18 protein-coding genes are annotated in these 23,776 nt (G+C 67.6%); all 18 read right to left on the bottom strand.

The genetic code is table 11. The features are described from left to right. Positions 1–385: 385 nt before the first annotated feature. Positions 386–1,768 (bottom strand): choice-of-anchor P family protein, encoded by a 1,383-nt coding sequence (locus tag ACFQW8_RS03815; protein ID WP_380085637.1) that lies wholly within the window; start codon positions 1,766–1,768, stop codon positions 386–388. A 144-nt stretch (positions 1,769–1,912) separates the two neighbouring features. After that, a complete protein-coding gene (locus ACFQW8_RS03820; RefSeq protein WP_380085638.1) occupies positions 1,913–2,446 on the bottom strand; it encodes a GNAT family N-acetyltransferase in 534 nt (177 codons plus the stop codon). A gap of 125 nt (positions 2,447–2,571) precedes the next feature. Then, the gene (locus ACFQW8_RS03825; protein ID WP_380085639.1) at positions 2,572–6,462 is read right to left on the bottom strand and encodes a DNA-directed RNA polymerase subunit beta'; all 3,891 of its coding nucleotides are present in this window, start codon (positions 6,460–6,462) and stop codon (positions 2,572–2,574) included. A 111-nt stretch (positions 6,463–6,573) separates the two neighbouring features. Beyond that, positions 6,574–10,062: a DNA-directed RNA polymerase subunit beta gene (gene rpoB, locus ACFQW8_RS03830; RefSeq protein ID WP_380085640.1), complete on the bottom strand. Its 3,489-nt coding sequence runs from the start codon at positions 10,060–10,062 to the stop codon at positions 6,574–6,576. Positions 10,063–10,494: 432 nt separating this feature from the next. Further along, the gene (gene rplL / locus ACFQW8_RS03835; protein WP_380085641.1) at positions 10,495–10,881 is read right to left on the bottom strand and encodes a 50S ribosomal protein L7/L12; all 387 of its coding nucleotides are present in this window, start codon (positions 10,879–10,881) and stop codon (positions 10,495–10,497) included. Between the two features lie 77 nt (positions 10,882–10,958). After that, positions 10,959–11,600 carry a 50S ribosomal protein L10 gene (gene rplJ / locus ACFQW8_RS03840; RefSeq protein ID WP_380085642.1) on the bottom strand — a complete coding sequence of 214 codons (642 nt, stop codon included), beginning with the start codon at positions 11,598–11,600 and terminating at the stop codon, positions 10,959–10,961. Positions 11,601–11,957: 357 nt separating this feature from the next. Next, positions 11,958–12,737 carry a hypothetical protein gene (locus ACFQW8_RS03845; protein WP_380085643.1) on the bottom strand — a complete coding sequence of 260 codons (780 nt, stop codon included), beginning with the start codon at positions 12,735–12,737 and terminating at the stop codon, positions 11,958–11,960. A 65-nt stretch (positions 12,738–12,802) separates the two neighbouring features. After that, entirely contained in the window at positions 12,803–13,561 is a 759-nt protein-coding gene (locus ACFQW8_RS03850) for a hypothetical protein (RefSeq protein ID WP_380085644.1), read from the bottom strand. Beyond that, positions 13,545–14,036, bottom strand: a complete 492-nt coding sequence (locus tag ACFQW8_RS03855) for a hypothetical protein (RefSeq protein WP_380085645.1) — start codon at positions 14,034–14,036, stop codon at positions 13,545–13,547. The genes ACFQW8_RS03850 and ACFQW8_RS03855 overlap by 17 nt, the downstream gene beginning before the upstream one ends. After that, positions 14,033–15,304, bottom strand: a complete 1,272-nt coding sequence (locus ACFQW8_RS03860; protein WP_380085646.1) for an MCE family protein — start codon at positions 15,302–15,304, stop codon at positions 14,033–14,035. Before ACFQW8_RS03860 ends, ACFQW8_RS03855 begins: the two co-directional genes overlap by 4 nt. Next, on the bottom strand, positions 15,301–16,548 hold the full coding sequence (locus ACFQW8_RS03865) for an MCE family protein (RefSeq protein ID WP_380085647.1): 1,248 nt from the start codon (positions 16,546–16,548) through the stop codon (positions 15,301–15,303). The genes ACFQW8_RS03860 and ACFQW8_RS03865 overlap by 4 nt, the downstream gene beginning before the upstream one ends. Beyond that, positions 16,545–17,789, bottom strand: coding sequence for an MCE family protein (locus ACFQW8_RS03870; protein WP_380085648.1), 1,245 nt, complete (start codon positions 17,787–17,789; stop codon positions 16,545–16,547). The genes ACFQW8_RS03865 and ACFQW8_RS03870 overlap by 4 nt, the downstream gene beginning before the upstream one ends. Beyond that, positions 17,786–18,757 (bottom strand): MCE family protein, encoded by a 972-nt coding sequence (locus tag ACFQW8_RS03875; protein WP_380085649.1) that lies wholly within the window; start codon positions 18,755–18,757, stop codon positions 17,786–17,788. Before ACFQW8_RS03875 ends, ACFQW8_RS03870 begins: the two co-directional genes overlap by 4 nt. Further along, the gene (locus ACFQW8_RS03880) at positions 18,754–19,782 is read right to left on the bottom strand and encodes an MCE family protein (RefSeq protein WP_380085650.1); all 1,029 of its coding nucleotides are present in this window, start codon (positions 19,780–19,782) and stop codon (positions 18,754–18,756) included. The genes ACFQW8_RS03875 and ACFQW8_RS03880 overlap by 4 nt, the downstream gene beginning before the upstream one ends. Then, a complete protein-coding gene (locus tag ACFQW8_RS03885; protein ID WP_380085651.1) occupies positions 19,779–21,086 on the bottom strand; it encodes an MCE family protein in 1,308 nt (435 codons plus the stop codon). Before ACFQW8_RS03885 ends, ACFQW8_RS03880 begins: the two co-directional genes overlap by 4 nt. Positions 21,087–21,088: 2 nt before the next feature. Further along, positions 21,089–21,916, bottom strand: a complete 828-nt coding sequence (locus tag ACFQW8_RS03890) for an MlaE family ABC transporter permease (RefSeq protein WP_380085652.1) — start codon at positions 21,914–21,916, stop codon at positions 21,089–21,091. 14 nt (positions 21,917–21,930) lie between these two features. Beyond that, positions 21,931–22,698: an MlaE family ABC transporter permease gene (locus ACFQW8_RS03895; protein WP_380085653.1), complete on the bottom strand. Its 768-nt coding sequence runs from the start codon at positions 22,696–22,698 to the stop codon at positions 21,931–21,933. Next, entirely contained in the window at positions 22,695–23,693 is a 999-nt protein-coding gene (locus tag ACFQW8_RS03900; RefSeq protein ID WP_380085654.1) for an ABC transporter ATP-binding protein, read from the bottom strand. Before ACFQW8_RS03900 ends, ACFQW8_RS03895 begins: the two co-directional genes overlap by 4 nt. Positions 23,694–23,776 lie beyond the last annotated feature (83 nt).

A 23,776-nucleotide genomic window follows, 5' to 3' on the forward strand; every position in this document is an offset into this window, starting at 1 on the left:
CTGGATCCTTTGTCTGTCTGGTCAATGTCACGGCGGCTGCCGCAACTCCTTGTGGTGTCTGGTGCTCGACCCCCGTGGTCGGGCGTGTCGCACCAGGTGCTTTCCCCTGCATCCCCCGCTCCAGCCCGCATCACAGTGACGTGACTCGGTCGTGGTGTGGGGTGCCCGGCGAAAGGTGGGCGGCCAAGTGCTCCGAGCGCTCAGCGCCCTGCTCCTGACCAACGTCTGGGCCTAGCCAGACACGGTGTCCAACGATACCGGTATGCCGTGAGCGCACCAAATCGCGCACGGGTGCAGAGCACCCGTTGGGGCTAGCGCCCCGGACGACACAGGTCCCCGCATCGTCGAGCGATGCGGGGACCTGCGCGATCCTCAGCCCTTCAGCTCAGAGAAGGACCTTGGTGTCGGCTCCAGCCACCTGGACGATCGTGCCAGTCGGGAGCCCAGCGATGCTGCTGGACAGCGTGATCTCGAGCATGACCACCTGGATTCCGGTGGGTGTGCGGGTGACCTTGCGGAAGGTGACAGACCCGAGTCCGGGCAGGTTGATGGTGGTGTTGGGTCGCACGTCGGACGTGATCAACGGAAGACCTGCGACTTGAAGGTTGACGAACTTCGACCGGTCGGCGGTCCCGATGAAGCCGGTCGCCGTGCGAGTCGTCTGTGCTTCGGCGACGATCGCGTCCGCGGTGATGAGGCCACCAAGGATCGAGGGCTGGGCGACGGAGCTGACGACTTTGCTGGTGGCCGTCGTCGAGGTGCCAGCCGAGAACGTGGTCACCTGCGTGTTCCCCGTCGAGACGAGCGGGTCCCGGGTGATCGTGGCGAGACTGCCTCTGGCCGTCCCACCGAAACAAGGAACACCGACGTGAGGTTGGCGGCCCACGACAGCGGTGCCGTTCAGCGCCGATGCTGACAGACCCCAGCCGCTACCTCCGGAGAAGGCGACGCGGGGCGTGGTGACGGCGGCGTTGACCCCACCGATATAGATGGCCGTGGACGCCGGCAGCCCGAACGGGTTGGTGGCGAACAGAGTGATGTAGATGCCGCGGACTGAGATGTTGTTGATGCCGTTGGCCGTCGAGCGGACCTGGTGGTTGAGGATGACTGTGCCTACCCGCTGACCTCCCACGTTGAGGGCAATACGCGAGTTCGGCGCCACGTCGACCGCGACGCTCGTTCCCCCGACCTTCAGGCCAGTAAGGGTCGTTGACCCACTGGTGGTCGCGACTCCCCCCGTGCTTGAGGCAGTGGCGCTGACCGCGATCGCCTCGGCGACGACGGCGCCGTTGAGCAGATTGACACCGGTCACCGTCGACGTGGACGTCGTTGACCGCGTCTCACCTGAGATTGACGTTGTGACCTTGGTATTCACACCACCGGCCTGTCCGACCCCTGGAAGGGTGGCCGTGGCGACGGTATTGGTGCGGGTGAGTCCTGTCACGGTCGTGCACGTGATGGAGGCGGAACTGGTGGGACCCGAGCGGATAGTGGCATCCAGGGCGGTGACATAGGTACCGAAGGCGGAGGACTGGAACCCAATCTTGGTTCCTTCGGCCGCGGCCGCCCGCGTACTTGTCGCTGCGGATGCGGGTGTGACCGCAGATGCCGGTGGCCCGGCTACTGCGACGGCGGCAAGTGCCGCCACGATCGGAACGAGAACTCGAGTGACGCGCATGTCCACACTCCCCTGACGGTACGACGGGGAGGGAGGCCCCGTAGGGACGTACCGTGCTGCTTCGGACGCTAGCCCAGCCGAACTAGTCATTACCAGACCCAAATGGGCCCCCCACCTGCAGTTAAGCCTCTGACCTGCAGTTAGGCCGCTCACCTGCGGAGACGTGGTCAGCGAAACCAGGCAGATGGTGGGGTGGAGACATGGCCCGGTGGCGGCTCACGAGTCGTGCTCCCCTCAGGCGTCGAGGCGCTCGAAAGCCGGGGCGAAGCGGAACGGGCCACCCTGCTCAGCGCGCCAGGCGCGCAGCGTCTTGATCTGGAAGTGCGCGTCCTCCCACGGCCGTGGTGAGTCGACTCCATGTCGGGACGCCGCCACGAAGCCGAAGTGTGCGTAGTACCCGGGGTCGCCGAGGAGCACGATCGCGGCATCGCCTCGCTGCTCGGCCGAGGCGATCACCGAGGCCATGAGAGCGGCACCGATGCCCTGCCGCTGCAGGGCCGGGGCAACCGCGATCGGACCGAGGCCGACGGACGTCCCCTCCCCCAGCGTCGCCGCCGAGCACATGACGTGGCCGACGACCTCTCCATCAAGCTCGGCGACGAAGGTGAGCTCCTCGATGACGTCACCGTCACCTCGGAGCTCGTCGACCAGTGCCGACTCGACGGAGCGAGCCGCCCCCTCGACCCGCGGGAACGCGTCGTCATGGAGCGCGGCGATGCCCGCGTGGTCCTCGACGCGTTCGCGCCGGATGATCATGTCGTCGCGCATGGGCTCAACCCTCTCACCTCGTCGCGTCCGCGCAGACGCCGGCAACTCGAGGGACGACGAAGGGCGGGTATGCCGTGTGGTGACCACACGGCATACCCGCCCTTGCGTCTCAGCGGCTCAGAACCTCAGAGCCGGTCCAGACCGAGCTCGCTGTCGTCGAGCCGGACGGCCTCGCCGGAACCCGGACCGAAGGCCGGGTAGGCGAACTCGTCGTAGTTCGGCATCGAGTACATCGCGGCCTTGGCCTCTTCGGTCGGCTCCACGTTGATGTTGCGGTAGCGGAGCAGACCTGTGCCGGCCGGGATGAGCTTCCCGAGGATGACGTTCTCCTTGAGGCCGAGGAGGGTGTCGGACTTGCCCTCCATGGCGGCCTCGGTGAGGACGCGGGTGGTCTCCTGGAACGAGGCCGCGGAGAGCCACGACTCGGTGGCCAGGGAGGCCTTGGTGATACCCATGAGCTCGGGGCGACCCGAGGCAGGGGTGCCGCCCTCGGAGACGACGCGACGGTTCTCGTCCTCGAAGCGACCACGCTCGGCGAGCATGCCCGGAAGCAGGTCCGCGTCGCCGGCCTCGATGATCGTGATCCGGCGCAGCATCTGCCGGACGATGACCTCGATGTGCTTGTCGTGGATCGACACACCCTGCTGGCGGTAGACGTGCTGGACCTCGTCGACGAGGTGCATCTGCACCTTGCGCGGACCGAGGATGCGCAGCACCTGCTTCGGGTCGATCGAACCCACGGTGAACTGGGTTCCGACCTCGACGCTCTGACCGTCGGTGACGAGCAGGCGCGCGCGCTTGCTCACCGGGTAGGCGTGCTCCTCTGAGCCGTCGTCCGGCGTGAGCAGGATGCGACGGGCCTTGTCGGTCTCGTCGATCGTGACGCGGCCACTGGCCTCGGCGATCGGCGAGACACCCTTGGGGGTGCGTGCCTCGAAGAGCTCGACCACACGCGGCAGACCCTGGGTGATGTCGTCACCGGCCACACCACCGGTGTGGAAGGTACGCATCGTCAGCTGCGTGCCGGGCTCACCGATCGACTGGGCCGCGATGATGCCGACGGCCTCGCCGATGTCGACGAGCTTGCCGGTCGCGAGCGAGCGGCCGTAGCAGAGCGCGCACGTGCCGACCTTGCTGTCACAGGTCAGGACCGAGCGGACCTTGACACTGTCGACGCCAGCGGCGAAGAGCGCACCGATGACGAGGTCACCGAGGTCGATACCGGCCTCTGCGAGCGTCTCGCCGTCCTTGACGACGTCCTCGGCGAGCGTGCGGGCGTAGACCGAGGTCTCGACGTCGTCGTGCACCGTGCGGTTGCCCGTGCGCTCGTCGGTCGCGGCGATCGGCATGGCCAGACCACGGTCGGTGCCACAGTCGTCCTCACGGATGATGACGTCCTGCGACACGTCGACGAGACGACGCGTGAGGTATCCCGAGTCGGCCGTACGGAGCGCCGTGTCGGCGAGACCCTTGCGTGAACCGTGTGTGGAGATGAAGAACTCGAGCACCGACAGACCCTCGCGGAAGTTCGCGCGGATCGGACGCGGGATGATCTCACCCTTCGGGTTGGACACCAGCCCACGCATACCCGCGATCTGGCGCAGCTGCATCCAGTTACCGCGAGCACCCGAGGACACCATGCGGAAGATGGTGTTGGTGGCCGGGATGTTGGCCTCCATCTCCTTGGCGACCTCGTTGGTGGCCTGCGTCCAGATCTCGATGAGCTCCTGACGACGCTCGTCGTCGGTGATGAGACCGCGCTCGTACTGGACCTGGACCTTGGTGGCCTTGACCTCGTAGCCCTCGAGGATCTCGAGCTTCTTCGGCGGCGTCACGACGTCGGAGATGGCGACCGTGATGCCGGACCGGGTGGCCCAGTGGAAGCCGTACTCCTTGAGCGCGTCGAGCGAGGCCGCGACCTGCACCTTGCTGTAGCGCTCGGCGAGGTCGTTGACGATCGTCGAGAGACGCTTCTTGTCGACCTTGTCGTTGACGTAGGGGTAGTCCATCGGCAGCGTCTCGTTGAAGAGCGCGTTGCCCAGGCTCGTGTCCGCGAGCCACTCGGCGACGAACCCCTCGTCGTCGGGCACGACACCCTCGGGGAGGACTGCGCCCGGCGTCGGGACGACGTGGTGCAGACGGATCTTGACGGGCGTGCCCAGCAGGATCTCACCGGCGTCGAAGGCCATGCGGGCCTCGTAGACCGTGGAGAAGACCCGACCCTCACCCTGGCTGCCTTCGATGGGCGAGGTCAGGTGGAAGAGGCCGATGATCATGTCCTGGGTCGGCATGGTCACGGGACGACCGTCAGCCGGCTTGAGGATGTTGTTGCTCGACAGCATGAGGATGCGGGCCTCGGCCTGCGCCTCCGCGGAGAGCGGCACGTGCACGGCCATCTGGTCGCCGTCGAAGTCCGCGTTGAAGGCGGTGCAGACGAGCGGGTGGATCTGGATGGCCTTGCCCTCGACCAGCTGGGGCTCGAAGGCCTGGATGCCGAGGCGGTGCAGGGTGGGAGCGCGGTTGAGCAGGACCGGGTGCTCGGTGATGACCTCTTCGAGGACGTCCCACACGACGGAACGGTGACGCTCGACCATGCGCTTGGCCGACTTGATGTTCTGCGCGTGGTCGAGGTCGACCAGGCGCTTCATCACGAACGGCTTGAACAGCTCGAGGGCCATCTGCTTGGGCAGACCGCACTGGTGCAGCTTGAGCTGCGGGCCGACGACGATGACCGAACGGCCGGAGTAGTCGACGCGCTTGCCGAGGAGGTTCTGACGGAACCGCCCCTGCTTGCCCTTGAGCATGTCGGACAGCGACTTGAGCGGACGGTTGCCGGGACCCGTGACCGGGCGACCACGACGACCGTTGTCGAAGAGGCTGTCGACGGCCTCCTGCAGCATCCGCTTCTCGTTGTTGACGATGATCTCGGGTGCACCGAGGTCGAGCAGTCGCTTGAGGCGGTTGTTGCGGTTGATGACGCGACGGTAGAGGTCGTTGAGGTCCGACGTCGCGAAGCGGCCACCGTCGAGCTGCACCATCGGGCGCAGGTCCGGCGGGATGACCGGCACCGCGTCGAGGACCATGCCGGCCGGCTTGTTGGTCGTCGTCATGAAGGCCGAGACGACCTTGAGGCGCTTGAGCGAGCGGGTCTTCTTCTGACCCTTGCCCGTGGCGATGATCTCGCGGAGGAGCTCGGCCTCGGCCTCGAGGTCGAAGGACTCCAGACGCTTCTGGATCGCCGCGGCACCCATGCCGCCCTCGAAGTACAGACCGAAGCGGTCACGCATCTCACGGTAGAGGATCTCGTCGCCCTCGAGGTCCTGGACCTTGAGGTTCTTGAACCGGTCCCACACCTGCGCAAGACGCTCGACCTGAGCGTCCGCACGCTTGCGGATCTGGTTCATCTCGCGCTCGGCGGAGTCGCGGACCTTGCGCTTGGCGTCGGACTTGGCACCCTCGGCCTCTAGCGCGGCGATGTCGCCCTCGAGCTTCTTGGCGCGCGTGTCGACGTCGGCGTCGCGACGGTTCTCGAGCTCCTTCTTCTCGACCTCGATCTGCGCCTCGAGCGAGGGCAGGTCGGCGTGGCGCTGGTCCACGTCGACGCTCGTGATCATGTAGGCGGCGAAGTAGATGACCTTCTCGAGGTCCTTCGGCGCCAGGTCGAGGAGGTAGCCCAGGCGTGACGGGACGCCCTTGAAGTACCAGATGTGGGTGACGGGGGCGGCGAGCTCGATGTGGCCCATCCGCTCACGACGCACGGCCGCACGGGTCACCTCGACGCCGCAGCGCTCACAGATGATGCCCTTGAAGCGGACGCGCTTGTACTTGCCGCACGCGCACTCCCAGTCCCGGGTCGGGCCGAAGATCTTCTCGCAGAAGAGTCCGTCCTTCTCGGGCTTGAGGGTGCGGTAGTTGATGGTTTCGGGCTTCTTCACCTCACCATGGCTCCACTCACGGATGGAGTCGGCGGTGGCGAGGCCAATGCGCAGTTCGTCGAAGAAGTTGACGTCGAGCACGTGGTTCCTTCTCTCGTTGCTCTTGCTTAAGTCTGGGGGTTGGTCAGGAGAGGCTGGGTATGCCGTGCGCGCACCGGACGCTTCCGCGAACGGGAGCACACGGCATACCGATCAGACCTCTTCGACCGAACTGGGCTCGCGGCGCGACAGGTCGATCCCGAGCTCCTCGGCCGCGCGGAAGACATCTTCCTCGGCGTCGTGCATCTCGATCGCCTGGCCATCGCTGGACAGGACCTCGACGTTGAGGCACAGGCTCTGCATCTCCTTGATGAGCACCTTGAAGGACTCGGGGATGCCGGGCTCGGGGATGTTGTCGCCCTTGACGATGGCCTCGTAGACCTTCACGCGACCGTTGACGTCGTCCGACTTGATGGTGAGCAGCTCCTGCAGCGCGTAGGCCGCGCCGTAGGCCTCCAGTGCCCAGACCTCCATCTCACCGAAGCGCTGGCCACCGAACTGGGCCTTACCGCCGAGCGGCTGCTGGGTGATCATCGAGTACGGACCCGTGCTGCGTGCGTGGATCTTGTCGTCCACGAGGTGGTGCAGCTTGAGGATGTACATGTAGCCCACCGACACCGGCTCCGGGTACGGCTCGCCGGAGCGGCCGTCGAAGAGCGGCGTCTTGCCGGAGCCGTCGATGAGACGGACGCCGTCACGGGTCTCGCGGGTGCTGTCGAGCAGACCGACGATCTCGTTCTCGCGGACGCCGTCGAAGACGGGCGAGGCGACACGGGTGCCGGGCTGCGCCGAACGGGCGTCGTCCGGGATGAGGTTGGCCCACTCGGGGTTGCCCACGATCTCCCAGCCGCGGCTCGCGGCCCAACCCAGGTGCAGCTCGAGGATCTGGCCGATGTTCATGCGGCCGGGGACACCGAGCGGGTTGAGCACGACGTCGACCGGCGTGCCGTCCTCGAGGAACGGCATGTCCTCGACGGGGAGGATCTTGGAGATGACGCCCTTGTTGCCGTGACGACCGGCGAGCTTGTCGCCGTCCGTGATCTTGCGCTTGTTGGCCACGTGGACGCGTACAAGCTGGTTGACGCCCGGGGGCAGCTCGTCGCCCTCGTCCTTGTCGAACACCTTGACGCCGATGACCGTGCCGGTCTCGCCGTGAGGCACCTTGAGGGACGTGTCGCGAACCTCGCGCGCCTTCTCACCGAAGATCGCACGGAGCAGTCGCTCCTCCGGCGTCAGCTCGGTCTCACCCTTGGGCGTGACCTTGCCGACGAGGAGGTCTCCGTCGCGGACCTCGGCACCGATGCGGATGATCCCGCGCTCGTCGAGGTCGGCGAGGACCTCTTCGGAGACGTTGGGGATGTCGCGGGTGATCTCCTCAGGGCCGAGCTTGGTGTCGCGGGCGTCGACCTCGTGCTCCTCGATGTGGATCGAGGAGAGGACGTCGTCCTGCACCAGACGCTGGCTGAGGATGATCGCGTCCTCGTAGTTGTGGCCCTCCCACGGCATGAACGCCACGAGGAGGTTGCGGCCCAGGGCCATCTCGCCGCCGTCGGTCGCAGGACCGTCGGCGATGAGGGCACCCTGCTCGACGCGGTCACCCTCGGAGACGATGACGCGCTGGTTGTAGCTGTTGCCCTGGTTGGACCGGGTGAACTTGTCGATCCGGTAGGTGCGCGACGTGCCGTCATCGGCAGCGACGGTGACGAGGTCAGCCGAGACCTCGGTCACGACGCCCGCCTTCTCGGCGACGACGACGTCACCGGAGTCGACCGCGGCGCGCAGCTCCATGCCGGTGCCGACGAGCGGGGCCTCGGCCTTGACCAGCGGCACCGCCTGACGCTGCATGTTGGAACCCATGAGCGCACGGTTGGCGTCGTCGTGCTCGAGGAACGGGATGAGCGCGGTCGCGGCCGAGACCATCTGACGGGCGGAGACGTCGATGTAGTCGACGTCGTCGGCCGGGATGTACTCGACCTCGCCACCCTTGATGCGCACGAGGACTCGCTCGCTGGAGAACCGCTCGCCGGTGGTGTCGAGCGCGGCGTTCGCCTGGGCGATGACGTGCTCGTCCTCCTCGTCAGCCGACAGGTAGTGGATCTCGTCGGTGATGCGACCCTTGGTGACCTTGCGGTAGGGGGTCTCGATGAAGCCGAAGGCGTTGATGCGGCCGTAGGACGCGAGCGAGCCGATCAGACCGATGTTGGGACCCTCAGGGGTCTCGATCGGGCACATGCGGCCGTAGTGCGACGGGTGGACGTCACGGACCTCCATGCCGGCGCGGTCACGGGAGAGACCGCCCGGGCCCAGCGCGGACAGACGACGCTTGTGCGTCAGCCCGGAGAGCGGGTTGTTCTGGTCCATGAACTGCGACAGCTGCGAGGTCCCGAAGAACTCCTTGATCGAGGCCACCACGGGGCGGATGTTGATCAGGGTCTGCGGCGTGATCGCCTCGACGTCCTGGGTCGTCATCCGCTCGCGGACGACGCGCTCCATCCGCGACAGGCCCGTGCGGACCTGGTTCTGGATGAGCTCGCCGACGTTGCGCAGACGACGGTTGCCGAAGTGGTCGATGTCGTCGGTCTCGACGCGGATCGCGACGTCCTCGCCCTTGCGACGGCCCGGCAGGGTCTCGTCGCCGTTGTGGAGGGCCACGATGTACTTGATCGTCGCGACGATGTCGCCCACGTTCAGCGTGGAGTCGGTGAGCTCGCCCTCGATGCCCAGCTTCTTGTTGATCTTGTAGCGACCAACCTTGGCCAGGTCGTAGCGCTTGCCGTTGAAGTAGAGGTTGTCGAGCAGGTTCTGCGCGGCCTCGCGGGTGGGCGGTTCGCCCGGACGGAGCTTGCGGTAGATGTCGAGCAGCGCGTCGTCCTGGCCCTCGGTGTTGTCCTTGTCGAGGGTGAGCTCGATCGACTCGTAGCCGGCGAACTCCTCACGGATCTGCGCCTCGGTCATGCCGAGCGCCTTGAGGAGGACGGTGACCGACTGCTTGCGCTTGCGGTCGACGCGGACGCCGACCATGTCGCGCTTGTCGATCTCGAACTCGAGCCAGGCGCCACGGCTCGGGATGATCTTGGCGGTGTAGATGTCCTTGTCGGACGTCTTGTCGGGAGTGCGCTCGAAGTAGACGCCCGGGCTGCGGACGAGCTGCGAGACGACGACCCGCTCGGTGCCGTTGATGATGAACGTGCCGCGCTCGGTCATGAGCGGGAAGTCGCCCATGAAGACGGTCTGGCTCTTGATCTCACCCGTGGTGTTGTTCATGAACTCCGCGGTGACGAACAGGGGCGCGGAGTAGGTCTGGTCGCGCTCCTTGCAGTCCTCGATGGAGTACTTGAGCTCCTCGAAGCGGTGGTCGCGGAACGAGAGCGACATGGAGCCGCTGAAGTCCTCGATCGGGGAGATCTCTTCGAAGATGTCCTCGAGACCCGAACGCTCCGGGACGTCGTCGCGGCCGGCAGCGCGCGCCGTTGCGACACGCTCCTGCCACCGCTCATTGCCGAGGAGCCAGTCGAAGCTCTCGGTCTGGAGTGCGAGGAGGTCGGGGACCTCCATGGGCTCACGGATCTTGCCGAACGAGAGACGGCCCGTAGCCGTCATTGCGGTGGTCACGATCTTGGACGCGGTGCGCGAGGCAGCCAAGGATGGTCCTTCCACTGGCCATGTGTTTTTACGGTGGTCGCACGGCCCAGGACCAGTCCGCTCACATCAGTGAACCGAACTCCCCGTGCAGTAGCCGGGATGCGGCAGGGGCACGGCGGAGGTCGCTCGACGAGAGCGGAGGGAGGTCATGGGCAGGGCAAAGCAACAGCATAGACCAAAAAGGGCGCAACAGTCCAACCCTGTCCAATCCCGCAGGGAGTGCGGGACGCGGGTCCGGCCACCGTCGTGTGCGAGAAGCGCACGGTGTGACCCGGAAAGGATGACTGGCGCAGCGGCGCACGTCAAGCGCCCACCCGGCATACCCGGCATCTGAGGCCCGCCGGGACCCCGGACATGCGGAACGGGCGGGACGGATCCAGAGGATCCATCCCGCCCGTTCGCGGAGTGCTTCAGCCTCGGTGGAGGCTCAGGTCACTTGACCTCGACGGACGCGCCTGCGGCCTCGAGCTGCTCCTTGGCCTTGTCGGCCGTGGCCTTGTCGACCTTCTCGACGACGGCCTTGGGGGCGCCATCGACGAGGTCCTTGGCCTCCTTGAGACCGAGGGAGGTCAGCGAACGGACCTCCTTGATGACGGCGATCTTCTTGTCGCCGGCGGCGGTCAGGATGACGTCGAACTCGTCCTGCTCCTCCGCGGCGGCGGCGTCGCCGCCACCACCGGCGGGGGCTGCGGCAACCGCGACAGGCGCGGCGGCGGTGACGTTGAAGGTGTCCTCGAACTGCTTGACGAACTCAGAGAGCTCGATGAGGGTCATTTCCTTGAAGGCCTCAAGGAGCTCGTCGGTGCTGAGCTTGGCCATGATGGCGTCCTTTCTACTTCGGTGTATGCCGTGAGTGGCGGTGGTGTTTTTCCTGGGACCTCAGCGTGTGCCGGGTCTCAGGCGTCGTCGCCACCCGTGGCGACGTCTGGGGTTGCCTCGGCCGCAGGTGCGGCGTCGGCGGGGGTCTCCTCGGAAGTGACCTCGGGCTCGGCCTCGGCCTCGGGAGCGGCGACAGCCGGACCCTCGGTCTCGACCTTGGCACGCAGTGCGTCGACGACCCGAGCGGTCTGCGACAGCGGCGCGGCGAAGAGGTAGACAGCCTGGCTGAGCGATGCCTGGAGGGCGCCGGCCAGCTTGGAGAGGAGCACCTCGCGGGACTCGAGGTCCGCGAGCTTGGTGATCTCCGCGGCCGAGAGCGCCTTGCCGTCGAGCAGGCCGCTCTTGATCACGAGGAGGGGGTTTGCCTTGGCGAAGTCACGCAGGCCCTTGGCGGCCTCGACCGGGTCGCCATCGACGAAGGCGATGGCGGAGGGTCCGACGAGCTGCCCGTCGAAGGCCGTGACTCCGGCCTCCTTGGCGGCGAGCTCGGTCAGCGTGTTCTTGACCACGGCGTAGGTCGCGTTGCCACGAAGGGCGCCACGAAGGTCGGTGATCTGCTTCACCGAGAGCCCGCGGTACTCCGTGAGGACAGTGGCGTTGGAGCTACGGAACTTCTCCGCGAGCTCGGCGATCGCCGCGGTCTTGTCTGCACGAGACATTCGGGCCTCCTTCCGTCGGTACGACCAGCGGTGAAGGTCCACGAAAGAGAAATGAGCCCCAGCGCAGGGCGCGGGGCTCAAGCAGACGTGACGGTTGAGGTCACCTGTGGTTGAAGCTCGGCCTGCGCTGGTTGCCCGCTCTCGCGGAACCTTCGGTCTGGTGCGGATGCACCCGACAACCGGCGGTCTTTGGTCAAGGGACACAGTAGACGCGGGAGCGTCCGCCGACCAAATCCACCCTTCCCTCACCACCACCCCGACCACCGCCTGCCGCATGACCGGGTGACCCGACAAAGGGGCGCTCCACCCGGGCTGGCAGCTCGGGTGGAGCGGGACGAGCTCGGGTGGAGCGGTGGGTCAGCCCGCGGGAGCGGACGGGAAGCTGATCGGACCCACCTGGTCGGCGGGAGGCTCGGTGATCTCGACCTTCTTGCCCCAGTCGCCGTAGGTGACCTTGATCGACTGGTTCGACACCGAGGTCGAGATGGTGACGGGACGGTCGTCCTTGTCGAGGACGTAGGTCATCGTCAGCGGCGGGGTCGAGGCGCTGGCCGACGGACTGGGCGTGGGGGCGGTGGTGCCCAGGGCCTTGGCCGCGTCGACGCTGAACTCGTAGGTGGAGTTGCCGCCCTCGCTCGACTTGAGCGTTGCCTTGGTGCCCTTGAGGTTCTCGGCCATCTTGGTCGGGTCGCTGATGCCACCCTCGGCGATGCCCTTGAACATCTGGCTGACCGGGTCGCTCGCCTTGGGGTCGATCTTGACCCAGGGCTTCGCCTGGTCCGGGAGCCCCTTGAGGTAGACGAAGTCCCCGACGGCGATGATCTCCATCTGGGAGCCCTCGACCGGGACGGTCGTGTGCTGCTGGAGCTGACCGTCGACGTACTTGAAGTCGCCGGAGGCCTTCTCGCCGCCCGTGTCCATCGCCATGGTGCCGCTGCCGGCCTTCTCCATCGCGGCGACCATGCGACCTGCGAGCTCGCCGGCGTCGATCGTGTCGCCGGCCTTGGCCGGGTCAGCCTTGTCGCCCTGTGCGGTGGAGGTGTCGGCGGCGCCCTCGGACGAGCCACACGCTCCGAGCGCGAGCAGACCCGCGAGCGCGAGTGCGGCACCGCCGGAGCGGCGCATCGAGATCTTCATGGGTTCCCTCCCGGTTGAGTCCCTCGAGACTATCCGCGAGGTCTGGGAGCGTCGAAAGCGGCCGGTCAGTAGGCCTTGAGGGACGAGACGAGCCAACGGTCACCGGACCTGGTCATCGTGGCGATCACGCGGTTCTGGTCGATCGACGGCTCCTTCTGGACATCGCTCGTCCGGGCCTGGTTGACGAAGGCCTGGACCGTGATGGTGCGATCGGTCTGGGACATGACGCCGGCCTCGTAGACCCGGGCCTTGACGACGGTCTTGTCCTTCTGGGCGAGCGGGACGATGGTCCTGGTCATCGTCGCGGCGAACTCCCCCTTGAACGAGCCGGTGAGCAGCGCCTGGTTCGCAGGAAGCTGCTGGGTCATCGTGGCGTGGTTGTAGCTGAGGATCTGCTCTAGGGTGCTGCGGGCGGTCGCGGTGGCGGCGCTGGCGGCACGGGGCCGCGCCTGGGGGTCCTCGCGGGTCACGACGAGGACGACCATCAGCAGAGCCAGACTGAGCCCGAACGCGATGGCCGCCAGGATCGCCGGCAGGACCGAGCCGCTCGGACGGGCGGTGTCGTCGCGCTCGTCGCGCTCGTCGACACCGTCGTTCGGCGCGTCGTGGGTGGGAGCCGCCTCTGTCTCGGTCTCGGTCTCGGTCTCGTTCTCGGCGCGGGTCTGGGTCTGTGCGATGGGCGTGGTCGTCGTGGTCGTCGCCGAGCCCACCTCGGCGTGCGGTGCCTGAACGCCCTGGTCGTCGCCGACGAGGGCCCCCTCCCCCCGGAGCGGGCGACGCCGCTGCCCCGCGACACGGGGCCGACGGTTAGCCGACGAACTCAAGGCGCTCCACCTTCCACTGTTCACCCACGAGGCGCAGGCCCAGCTTGGTCCGATAGGTCTTCTTCTCGCCACTGGGGACGACGGTGTTGCTGGTCGGCGCGATGACGCCCACGATCACCGTCGCCGAGTCACGGTCGCCCGTGACCAGGGCAGCCTCCGAGCGCTCGACCCTGCTCACCGACCGGTTGTCGACGATGACCTTCTTGAGGCCCTCCAGCTGGCTGGTGTAGCTGGCGAGGAACTCGCCCGTGGCGCCGGCCTTGACCCGGCCCGTGTCCTCGTCGACCTTGCGGTAGTCGATCGTCGCGAAGTTGACGGCGTGCTGCCGACCAGCAGCGAGGGCGTCGGTCTGGGCGTGCTCGATGGCGCGGGCGTCCCACCACTCGCGACCGCGGGTCCCGGCAAGCGCCACGGTGGCGACGAGGACGAGTGCCGTGAGCACCCACAGGACGCGGGACGCGAAGATGTGGCTCATCGGGTCGCCTCCTCCATGATCCAGGACCACGAGTCTGCACCAGCCGCTCCGCCCTCGGGCGCGAGGGGCGTCGCGAGCTGGGGCATGCCCTCGGCCAGGGCCTCGTTGCCCAGCGGCAGGATCTGGTCGGCCATCGACAGCGGGTGCGACGAGGCCACGCCGTCGCGGGGTCGCGGCGCATTCTGCGCACCACGGACGTTGGACGCCGATCCACGGGGCAGGGTGCAGCCGGCCCTCGTGTTGGCCGGTGGCAGGTTCTCGGTGCGGTTGGGGTCCACCTTCTGCGTGCCCTCGTAGCCCTTCGTGCACGCCGTCGGTTGGGCCGCGCTCTGCAGACCGAAGTGCGCGGTCCCGTCTCCGGGCACGACGGTGTAGCCGCCGGCGACCGCCGAGGGATAGGTGACGAACATCTGCTGGATGCCGTCGATCCGCGAGGTGGTCACCTGACCGATGGTGATGAGGTTGGCGATGAGCGTCGCGAGGTCCCCCTGGTTGTCCTTGACGAGGGCCTCGAGCTCCTTGGACGCGACGACCCCCCGGTCGAGGATGAGACGCAGGTCGGCGTCCGACTTCTGGAGGGTCTCGGAGAGGTTGGCGAAGTCGGTCGCGAAGTTCTTGATCTGCGGCGCCGTGTCGCGCTGCGTGTCGAGCACGGTCTTGCTCTGCTGGAGCAGCGCCACCGTCTCGGGCAGCGCCGTGATGGCGGCCTGGGTCAGGAGGTTGCCGTTGTCGATGAGCCGGCCAAGGTCCGGTCCCGAGCCCTCGAAACCCGCTCCGAGCTCGCCGATCACCGTTCGCAGGTCCTCGGTGTCGACCGACTTCACCGTGTTGTCGACGTGCAGCAAGAGCTGGTCGACACGGATCGGGTATGCCGTGTCCTTGCGTGGGATGACGTCGCCCGTCGCGAGGACCTGCCCGCCGGAGGACCGTGGCTGCAGGTCGAGATACTGCTCACCGACGGCCGATCGGTTCTCGACGACGGCCCGGGTGTCCTTGGGGACCTCGGTGCCGCGGTCCAGCTGAGCCTGCACCAGCACGCCGTCCTTCTCGAGCTCGAGGCCGGTGACCCGCCCGACCTTGACACCGCGGTAGGTCACCTCGGAGCCGACGAAGATCCCGCCCGACTGGGCGAAGCTCGCCGAGAACTCCGCTCCCCCGCCCAGGAGCCGCTGCGTGAGTCCGATGTAGTTCGCCGAGAGGATCGACACTGCGACGATGGTGATGAGCGTGAAGGCGGCGAGCTGTGCCTTGGTGAGGGCGCGGATCATGCGGCGCCTCCCTCGTAGAGGGCGGTCCACGACGTGTCGCGACCGGGTGTGTCGCTCGTGCACAGGGGTGGGCACAGCGGGTTCGTCGTCGGGGTCGTCGTCGGGGTCGGCAACCTCGGGGTGCCCGGCACCGTGGGCGCCGGCACTGACGGGACCGGCACTGACGGGACCGGGACGGGCGGGACGGGGACGTTCGGGAGCGGCACGCTCGGCAGCGGAACCCCCGGCAGGGGTGGGCCCGGGAGCCCGTTCTCGAGCAGCTTGAGCTCGCGCAGGTCGAGGTCCGCGGTGACGGACAGGTTGACGAAGTCGCCCTTGACGGCTTCGAGGAACTTGTCCGGGAAGGGATAGGTGAGGAAGATCTCGAGCGACTGCGGCAGGGCGTCCCCGGCCGCGTTGAGCTGGGTGAGGATGGGCGCGAGGAGCTTCAGGTTCGCGAGCATGTCCTCCTTCGAACCCTGGATCACCTTGGTGCCGACCGCTCCCAGCCGGCTGAGCGCCTGCAGCATCTGGGTCAGCTGGATGCGCTGGTCCGCGAGGACCTTGAGCCCCTTGGGCAGCTCCTCGAGCGTCTTCCCGATGAGCTCCTTCTGGGCCGCGAGCCTGGCCGCGAGCAGGTCGACCATGTCGATGGCTCGCACGATCTCGGCCTTCTGGTCCTCGAGGCCGCCGATGAAGGTGTTGAGCTCTCCGATGAGGTGCTTGATCTCGTCGGTGTTGCCGCGGAGGGCGTTGTTGAGCTCTTTCTCGATGACCGCGAGCTGCGCGATGCCACCACCGTTGAGCAGCAGCGACATCGCCGACAGGACCTCCTCGACCTCGGGGTTCCTGTTCGTCCGGTCGATGGGGATGAGGTCACCGTCGGACAGGGTGCCCACGCCCTTGCCGTCGGCCGGGCCGGAGAGGGCGATGTACTTCTCGCCCAGGAGGGAGGTCTGCTTGAGCTCGGCCGTCGCGTTGTCGGGGAGCTTGCTCGACCGTGGGACCGTCAGAGTCACTCGCGCGGTCCAGCCGTTGAGCTCGATGTCCTCGACCTGGCCGACGGCCACCTCGTCGATCTTGACCGCGGACTTCGGGACGAGGTCGAGGACGTCGGCGAAGTCGACCCGGACCGTCATCGACGGGCCCTCGCCCTTGGCCCCGCCTGGCAGCGGCAGGTCGAAGGCTCCCTTGCACGACGTCATCGTCAGGGCCACGACGACGGCGAGGGCGACGGCGCGAAGGGTGCGCACGGCATACGTCATGGCTTCTCCTTCGGGAGGAGGCCACCGAGGGTCGGGTCCGCCCCACGGATCGTGACGTCCACGGTGGCCGGCTCCGGCTTCGCGACCGCGGGAGCGGGCGCGAGGAGCGGAGCGGCCGCAGGAGTGGTGAGGGCCGTCGGGATGGCGGAGAGGCCGGGCAGGTTCAGCAGGCCGGGGAGCGGCAGGCCGCCCTTGGGGATGAGCCCTTGGAGCAGGGTGCAGAGGTTGGGGTTGGCGTTGCCAGTGCCGGTCGGGCCGGTGAGGAGCGAGCACAGGATCAGGGCCGGGTCGTCCAGACCCTCGATGTTGCTGCGGGTGTCGAGCGTCCCCGAGTCCGAGTTGTAGGCGAGAGCGAGGTTGGACAGCGCCACTGGCGCGTTGTCCAGGGTGGTCGCCAGGGCGTCGCGTTTGGCCGCCACCGCCGTCGTCAGGCTGGTGAGCTGGTCGATGTCCTCGGTGAGGACCGCGCGGTTGTCCTTGACGAAGGTCGAGATCTCGTTGAGGGCGACGGCGAGGTTCTTGAGGGCGCCCTCAAGGTCGTCCCGCTCGCCGTCGAGCTGGTCGGACACCTTGGACAGGTCGGTGTTGAGCCGACGCACCTGGGTGTCGTTGGTGGCGAGCATCCCGGTGAACGTCTCGAGGTTCTTGACCGTGGCGAAGAGATCGCCACGGCCTTCTGCGAACGTCTGGACAGCCTGGGAGAGACCGCGATTCATCTCGTTGAGGTTCTGACCGTTGCCCTTGAGGTTGCGTGCTCCCGTGTCGAGGACACGCGAGAGGGCACCCTCCTTGTTGGCACCCTCGGGCCCGAGAGCGACCATGAGGTCGTCCAGGCTCTGGGAGACCCGGTCCAGCTCGACCGGGACGGCCGTCCGCTCCCGCGGGATGGCGGCCCCGTCCTGCATCACTGCTCCCGAGGTGTAGGCCGGGAGCAGCTGGACGTAGCGGTCGCTCACGAGGGAGGGAGCGACGACGGCGGCCTGCGCACTTGCCGGGACCTTGACGTCCTCGTCGACCTCCAGGGTCACCCGAACGGTCTCGCCGCGGGGCTCGACGGCGGTCACCGTGCCCACCTTGACCCCGAGCACCCGGACGTCGGAGCCGGCAAAGAGGCCCACCGCGCGGGCGAAGTCTCCGGTCACCGTGATCTGGCCGGTCCGGGGCCACCACACGAACGCGGCCGCGACGAGCCCGACGACGGCGAGGGCCGCCACGAGCTTGCCCATCAGTCCCTGTCTCATCGGCCCACCGACCCGACCGGGACCGTGAGGTTCTGGATGTAGGTGTCGAACCATCGACCGTTGCCCAGGGCACTGGCGAAGACCCGCGTGAACGGCCCCATGGCCTCGATCGTCCTTGTCAGGTCCGCCTCGTGCCGGCGCAGCGTGTCGAGGACCTTGCGCAGCTCGGCGAGCGTCGGCCCGAGCTGGGCGCGGTTGTCCCGGACGAGTCCGGTGATCTGGACGGCCATGGCGCTGGTGTTGGTGAAGAGGGTGTGGATCGCGTCCCTGCGCTCGTAGAGCTCGGCCAGCAGGAGGTCGCCGTCGATGATGATCTTCTCGATGACCTTGTTCTGGTCCGCGAGGGTGCCGGAGACGGAGTTGGCCGCCTTGAGCAGTGCCTTGAGCTCGGTGTCGCGGCTGGCGACCGTCCGCGACAGCCGGGTCAGCCCGTCGAGGGCGAGCCTGACGTTGGCCGGCGTGTCCGTGAACTCGCTCGCGATGGTGTCGAGCGAGGTGGCGAGCTGCTCGGTGTCGATGCGCTCGGTCGTCTCGGTGAGGTCGGAGAACGCGTTGATGATGTCGTAGCTCGAGACGGTGCGCGAGAGCGGGATCGTCGTGCCCTCGGCCATCTGGCCGCGCCCCCGGGGCTCGAGCGACAGGTACTTCTGGCCGAGCAGGGTCTTCATCCGGATCGACGCCCCGGACTCGGGCCCGAAGGCGACGTCCTCGGTGATCCGGAAGTCGACGTCGACCTTGTTGCCGGCCAGAGTGAGGTCGGTGACCTTGCCGACCCGCACGCCGGCGATCCGGACCTCGTCGCCGGAGCGGAGGCCGCCGGCCTCGCTGAACGACGCGGCATACGCATCCCCACCACCGATGAGGGGCAGCTTGGCCGCGTTGAACGAGGCGAGCAGGACGAGGACGATGGCTGCCAGGCCCGCGATGCCGATGGGCAGCGGGTTGCGGGAGCGGAAGGGCGTGCTCATCGGCACCTCGCCGCGGCGACGTCGTAGCCCAGACCGCCGGGGGTCGGGCCGGTCGGGAGGAGGAGGTTCTTGACGTCGAAGCGGCAGAGGTAGAAGTTGAACCACGACCCGTAGGACGCGGTCCTGGTCAGGGTCGTGATCTTCTCCGGCGAGCCGGTGATGAAGTCCTCGTAGAGCTTGGTGTTGGCCGGCTCGTTGAGGTTCTTGCTCAGGGCTCCGAGCTGGGCGATGTCGGTCTTGATGTCGGGGCGGCCGGCGGCGAGCAGCCTGGCTGTCTCGTCAGCGACGGAGTTGATGTTGGTGAGCGACTCGCCGATGGCCTTGCGGTCGGCAGCAAGGCCGGACACGAAGCGCTGGAGCTGGATGAGGAGCTCCCCGAGCGCGGTGTCGTGCTGCTCCACCGTCGTCAGGACGGTCGTGAGGTTGCCGATGACCCGCCCGATGACCTTGTCGCGGTCCGCCAGGGTGCCGGTCAGGGAGGCGGTCTGCCCGAGCAGGGTGTTGATGTTGCCACCCTCCCCCTGGAGCACCGAGATGATCTGCGCCGAGAGCTCGTTGACGTCCTTGGGCGACAGGGCGGCGAACAGCGGCTTGAAGCCGTTGAAGAGCACCGTGAGGTCGAGGGCGGGATGGGTGCGCTCCAGCGGGATCCTCGCGCCGTCCCGCAGTGGCGTCGCGCCACCGGGGCCCTGGGTCAGCGAGATGTAGCGCTCGCCGACGAGGTTGCGGTACTTGATCGTCGCCACCGTCCCCTGCGTCAGCACGCTCGACGTGAGGACGTCGAACGTCACGTCGGCGTGGGTGCGGTCCCTGGACACGGCGATCTTCTTGACCGATCCGACCCGGACCCCGGCGATGCGGACCTCGTGCCCCTTGGCCAGTCCCGTGACGTCGGTGAACACGGCCGTGACGGTGTTGCGGTCACCGGGCTGGATGTTGGCGATGGTGGCGGCGAGGGTCGCTGTGGCGAGGATCGTGACGATCGCGAAGACGACGAACTTGACGAGGCTGGACGTGGTCTTCACTGGTTCACCACCGTCCCGCGAAGCATGGGTCCGGCGAGCAGGGTCGCCAGCGAGGCATCCTCGCCCTCACCGACCCCGACGAGCGCTCCGACGAGCTGTTGCTCCTCCGCAGTCCCGGCGAGACCTGCCTCCACGCTCGGGATCCGTGCCGCGTCGGGCAGCAGGAAGGCCTGGGGCAGGACCGACTGGCTGGGCGCGGTGGGCGCACCGTCGGTGCCGTCGTCGATCTTGATCGCATGGTACGGATCGCCCTGACCGCCGTCGGCCGCAGGCAAGCCCTGACAGCTCGGTGCGCGCTTCTCGTTCCAGGAGGGCTCCTCGCCGGGGTGGTAGGGCTTGGACTGCGGCGGCAGCTCCAGCGTGATGTGGAAGATGCCGTCCCGCACGATGTCGCGCACCTGGGGAAGCCACCTCACGAGGCCCTGGGTGAAGCAGGGATAGATGGGTGAGTGCTTGGCGAGCACCTGCAGCGTCGGCCGCTGGACACGGCCCACCTGGATGATGCGGTTCTGGTTGGCCTCGAGGAAACCGGCGGTCGTGTTGGCGAACCCTGCAGTCCCAGCGAGGAACCCGGCGAGCTCCTGCTGCTTCTCGACGATGGTGGCGTTCGTGGTGAGCAACGCCTTCGCCGCCCGGAGCAGCTCGGGGGCGGCCACGGCATACGTGCTCGCGAGGTCGGCGAGACCGGAGATGTCGGCCTGGAGCGTCGGGAGGTGCGGGTTGAGCTGGGTGAAGTAGTCGTCGACGAGGACGAGGTTCTTGCCCAGGGCCGTGCCTCGGCCGTCGAGGGCGGTCGCGAGGGCGTTGAGGGTGGCCGACAGCTTCGCGGGCTCGATCGAGCGCAGCAACGGGAGCAGGTCCTCGAAGACCTGCTCGAGCTCGATGGCCACGCTCGTGCGGTCCTGCGGGATGACGTCACCCTGACGGATTGCGCGGCCCTGGTCGCCCTCGGGCGTCACGAGGTCGACGTAGCGCTCACCGAAGAGCGTCTTGGGCAGGAGCCGGGCGCTGACCTTGGCGGGGATCAGGTCGACCATCTCGGGCTTGAGGGCCAGGCCCAGGGTCGCGCCCTCCGGGCCTGAGTCGATGGTCCGGACCTCACCGACGATGAGTCCGCGGAGCTTGACGTCGGAGGCCTCCTGCAGCTGGCTGCCGATGCGGTCCGTCCGCAGCGTCACCTCCACGACGTCGGTGAAGACCTTCTTGAAGGACGCGACCGACAGGGCGAGGAGGAGGGCGATGACGAGGAGGAACGCGACACCGTAGGTGCGGTGCCCGAGACGTCCGAGAGTTGATCTGGCCATGGCTAGCCCGCGATCCTCACCGTGGTCGTCGCGCCCCACACGGCGAGCGAGAAGAAGAAGTCGACCACGTTGATCGCGACGATGGAGGTCCGCACGGCCTTGCCCACGGCGACACCCACCCCCGCCGGACCACCGCTCGCGTTGTAGCCGTAGTAGCAGTGGATCAGGATGATGATCACCGCAAAGACGAGCACCTTGAGGAACGAGTAGAGGATGTCGATCGGCGGTAGGAACAGGTGGAAGTAGTGGTCGTAGGTCCCCTTGGACTGCCCGAAGTAGTCGGTCACGATGAAGCGCGTCGCGGCATACGAGGACAACAACCCGATGACGTAGAGCGGGATGACCGCGACGAAGCCGGCGATCATCCGCGTCGTCACGAGGAACGGGAGGGAGGGGATGCCCATGACCTCCAGGGCGTCGACCTCCTCGGAGATGCGCATCGCGCCGAGCTGGGCGGTGAAGCCACAGCCGACGGTCGCCGCGAGTGCGAGCCCGGCCACGAGCGGGGCGATCTCGCGAGTGTTGAGGTAGGCCGCGAGGAAGCCGGCGAACGCCCCCGTCCCGAGCTGGTTGAGCGAGGAGTAACCCTGCAGACCGACCTGGCTGCCGGTGAAGAACGCCATGAAGGTGAGGACGCCGACGGTGCCACCGATGACGCTGAGCGCGCCGCTGCCCAGCGAGACCTCCGCGAGCAGGCGCAGGATCTCCTTCTTGTAGCGGCGGATGGTGCGGGGGGTCCACGCGATCGAGCGCACATAGAAGTGCATCTGGTCACTGAGGCTGTCGAGCGCCCTGCCCGGTCGCGCAGCGAGGTCGGTGGTCCGGCTCATCGTCGTGTCACCCCTCACACCTTCTGCGGGACGACTTGGAAGTAGATGGCCGACACGACGAAGTTGATGACGAACAGCAGCATGAAGGTGATGACCACGCTCTGGTTGACGGCGTCGCCCACACCCTTGGGGCCACCACCGGCCGTCAGGCCCTTGTAGGAGGCGACGATCGCCGCCACCATCCCGAAGAGCAGCGCCTTGATCTCGGACGTCCACAGGTCGGCGAGCTGGGCCAGCGCGGTGAAGGACGCGAGGTAGGCGCCGGGCGTCCCACCCTGGATGACGACGTTGAAGAAGTAGCCCCCGGCGACGCCGACCACGGAGACCAGGCCGTTGAGGAGCACCGCGACGAGCATGCAGGCGAGAACTCGCGGCACGACGAGGCGCTGGATCGGGCTGATGCCCAGCACCTCCATGGCGTCGAGCTCCTCGCGGATCTTGCGGGAGCCGAGGTCTGCGCAGATCGCGGAGCCGCCCGCTCCCGCGATGAGGAGCGCCGTGACGATCGGTGAGGCCTCCCGGACGACGGCCAGGACGCTCGCGGCGCCGGTGAACGACTGAGCGCCCAGCTGCCGGGTGAGGGTGCCGAGCTGCAGGGCGATAACCGCACCGAAGGGGATCGAGACCAGGGCGGTCGGGACGATCGTCACCGATGCGATGAACCAGCACTGCTGGATGAACTCCTTGGCCTGGAACGGGCGCTTCGGGATGGCCCGGAGCACGTCGAGGGCCAGCGCGAAGAGTGCGCCCGCCTGACGGATCGGGGCGGTGATGACGTTCATGTCGCCGCTGCCTGACCCTGTCCGACGGCCTGCGAGTCCCTCGGGACGCCGGGCACGCCGGCGTTGCCGGACAGGAAGGACCCGGGCGGTGGGGTGACGTCGTTGGTGCGACACCACTCCCCCGCCGGCTTCTCGGCACGGCGAGTCGTCCCGTCGCTCGTGCCCAGCTGGAGCGGGATGGGTGGCAGCGGCGGCAGCTCCTGGCCGGACTCCGAGGCGAGCTCGTCCGCGTCCTTCTCCTCGGACATGCCGATCGGCCCGATGGTCTGGGCGTTGAGGAACTGGCGGACGACCGGCTCCTCCGAGCTCAGCAGCATCTCGCGGGGACCGAACATCGCGAGGTGGCGGTGATAGAGCAGACCGATGTTGTCCGGGACCGTGCGTGCCGTGTTGATGTCGTGCGTGACGATGAGGAAGGTGGCATCGATCTGCGCGTTGAGGTCGATGAACAGCTGGTTGATGTAGGACGTGCGCACCGGGTCCAGTCCCGAGTCGGGTTCGTCGATGAGCAGGATCTCCGGGTCGAGCACGAGCGCGCGCGCCAGGCCGGCGCGTTTGCGCATGCCACCCGAGATCTCGCCGGGCAGCTTGTCCTCGGCACCGGTGAGGCCGACGAGGTCCATCTTCTCGAGGACGATGCCCCGGACGTCGGACTCGGACTTCTTGGTGTGCTCGCGCAGCGGGAAGGCGACGTTGTCGTAGAGGGACATCGACCCGAAGAGCGCGCCGTCCTGGAAGAGCACACCGAAGAGCTTGCGGATCTCGTAGAGGTCCTGCTCCTTGAGGGTGACGAGGTCGGAGCCGTTGATCACGATCGAACCCTTGTCGGGCTTGAGCAGACCCACGAGCGTCTTGAGGAAGACGGACTTGCCGGTCCCCGAGGGGCCGAGCATGACCGAGATCTCGCCCGCGGGGAGGGTGAGGGTGACGTCGTTCCAGATCATCTGGGACCCGAAGGACTTGGTGAGCCCTTGGACGTCGATGGCGACACCCATGCAACCGACCTCTCTCCAGCCCGGTTGTCGTGGCAGGGATGCGTCGCCGCGAGGAGGAACCCGATGCGGCGGTGCGACAGGGC

Origin of the sequence: Knoellia altitudinis, from assembly GCF_042666355.1 — a bacterium.
GTDB lineage: Bacteria > Actinomycetota > Actinomycetes > Actinomycetales > Dermatophilaceae > Knoellia > Knoellia altitudinis.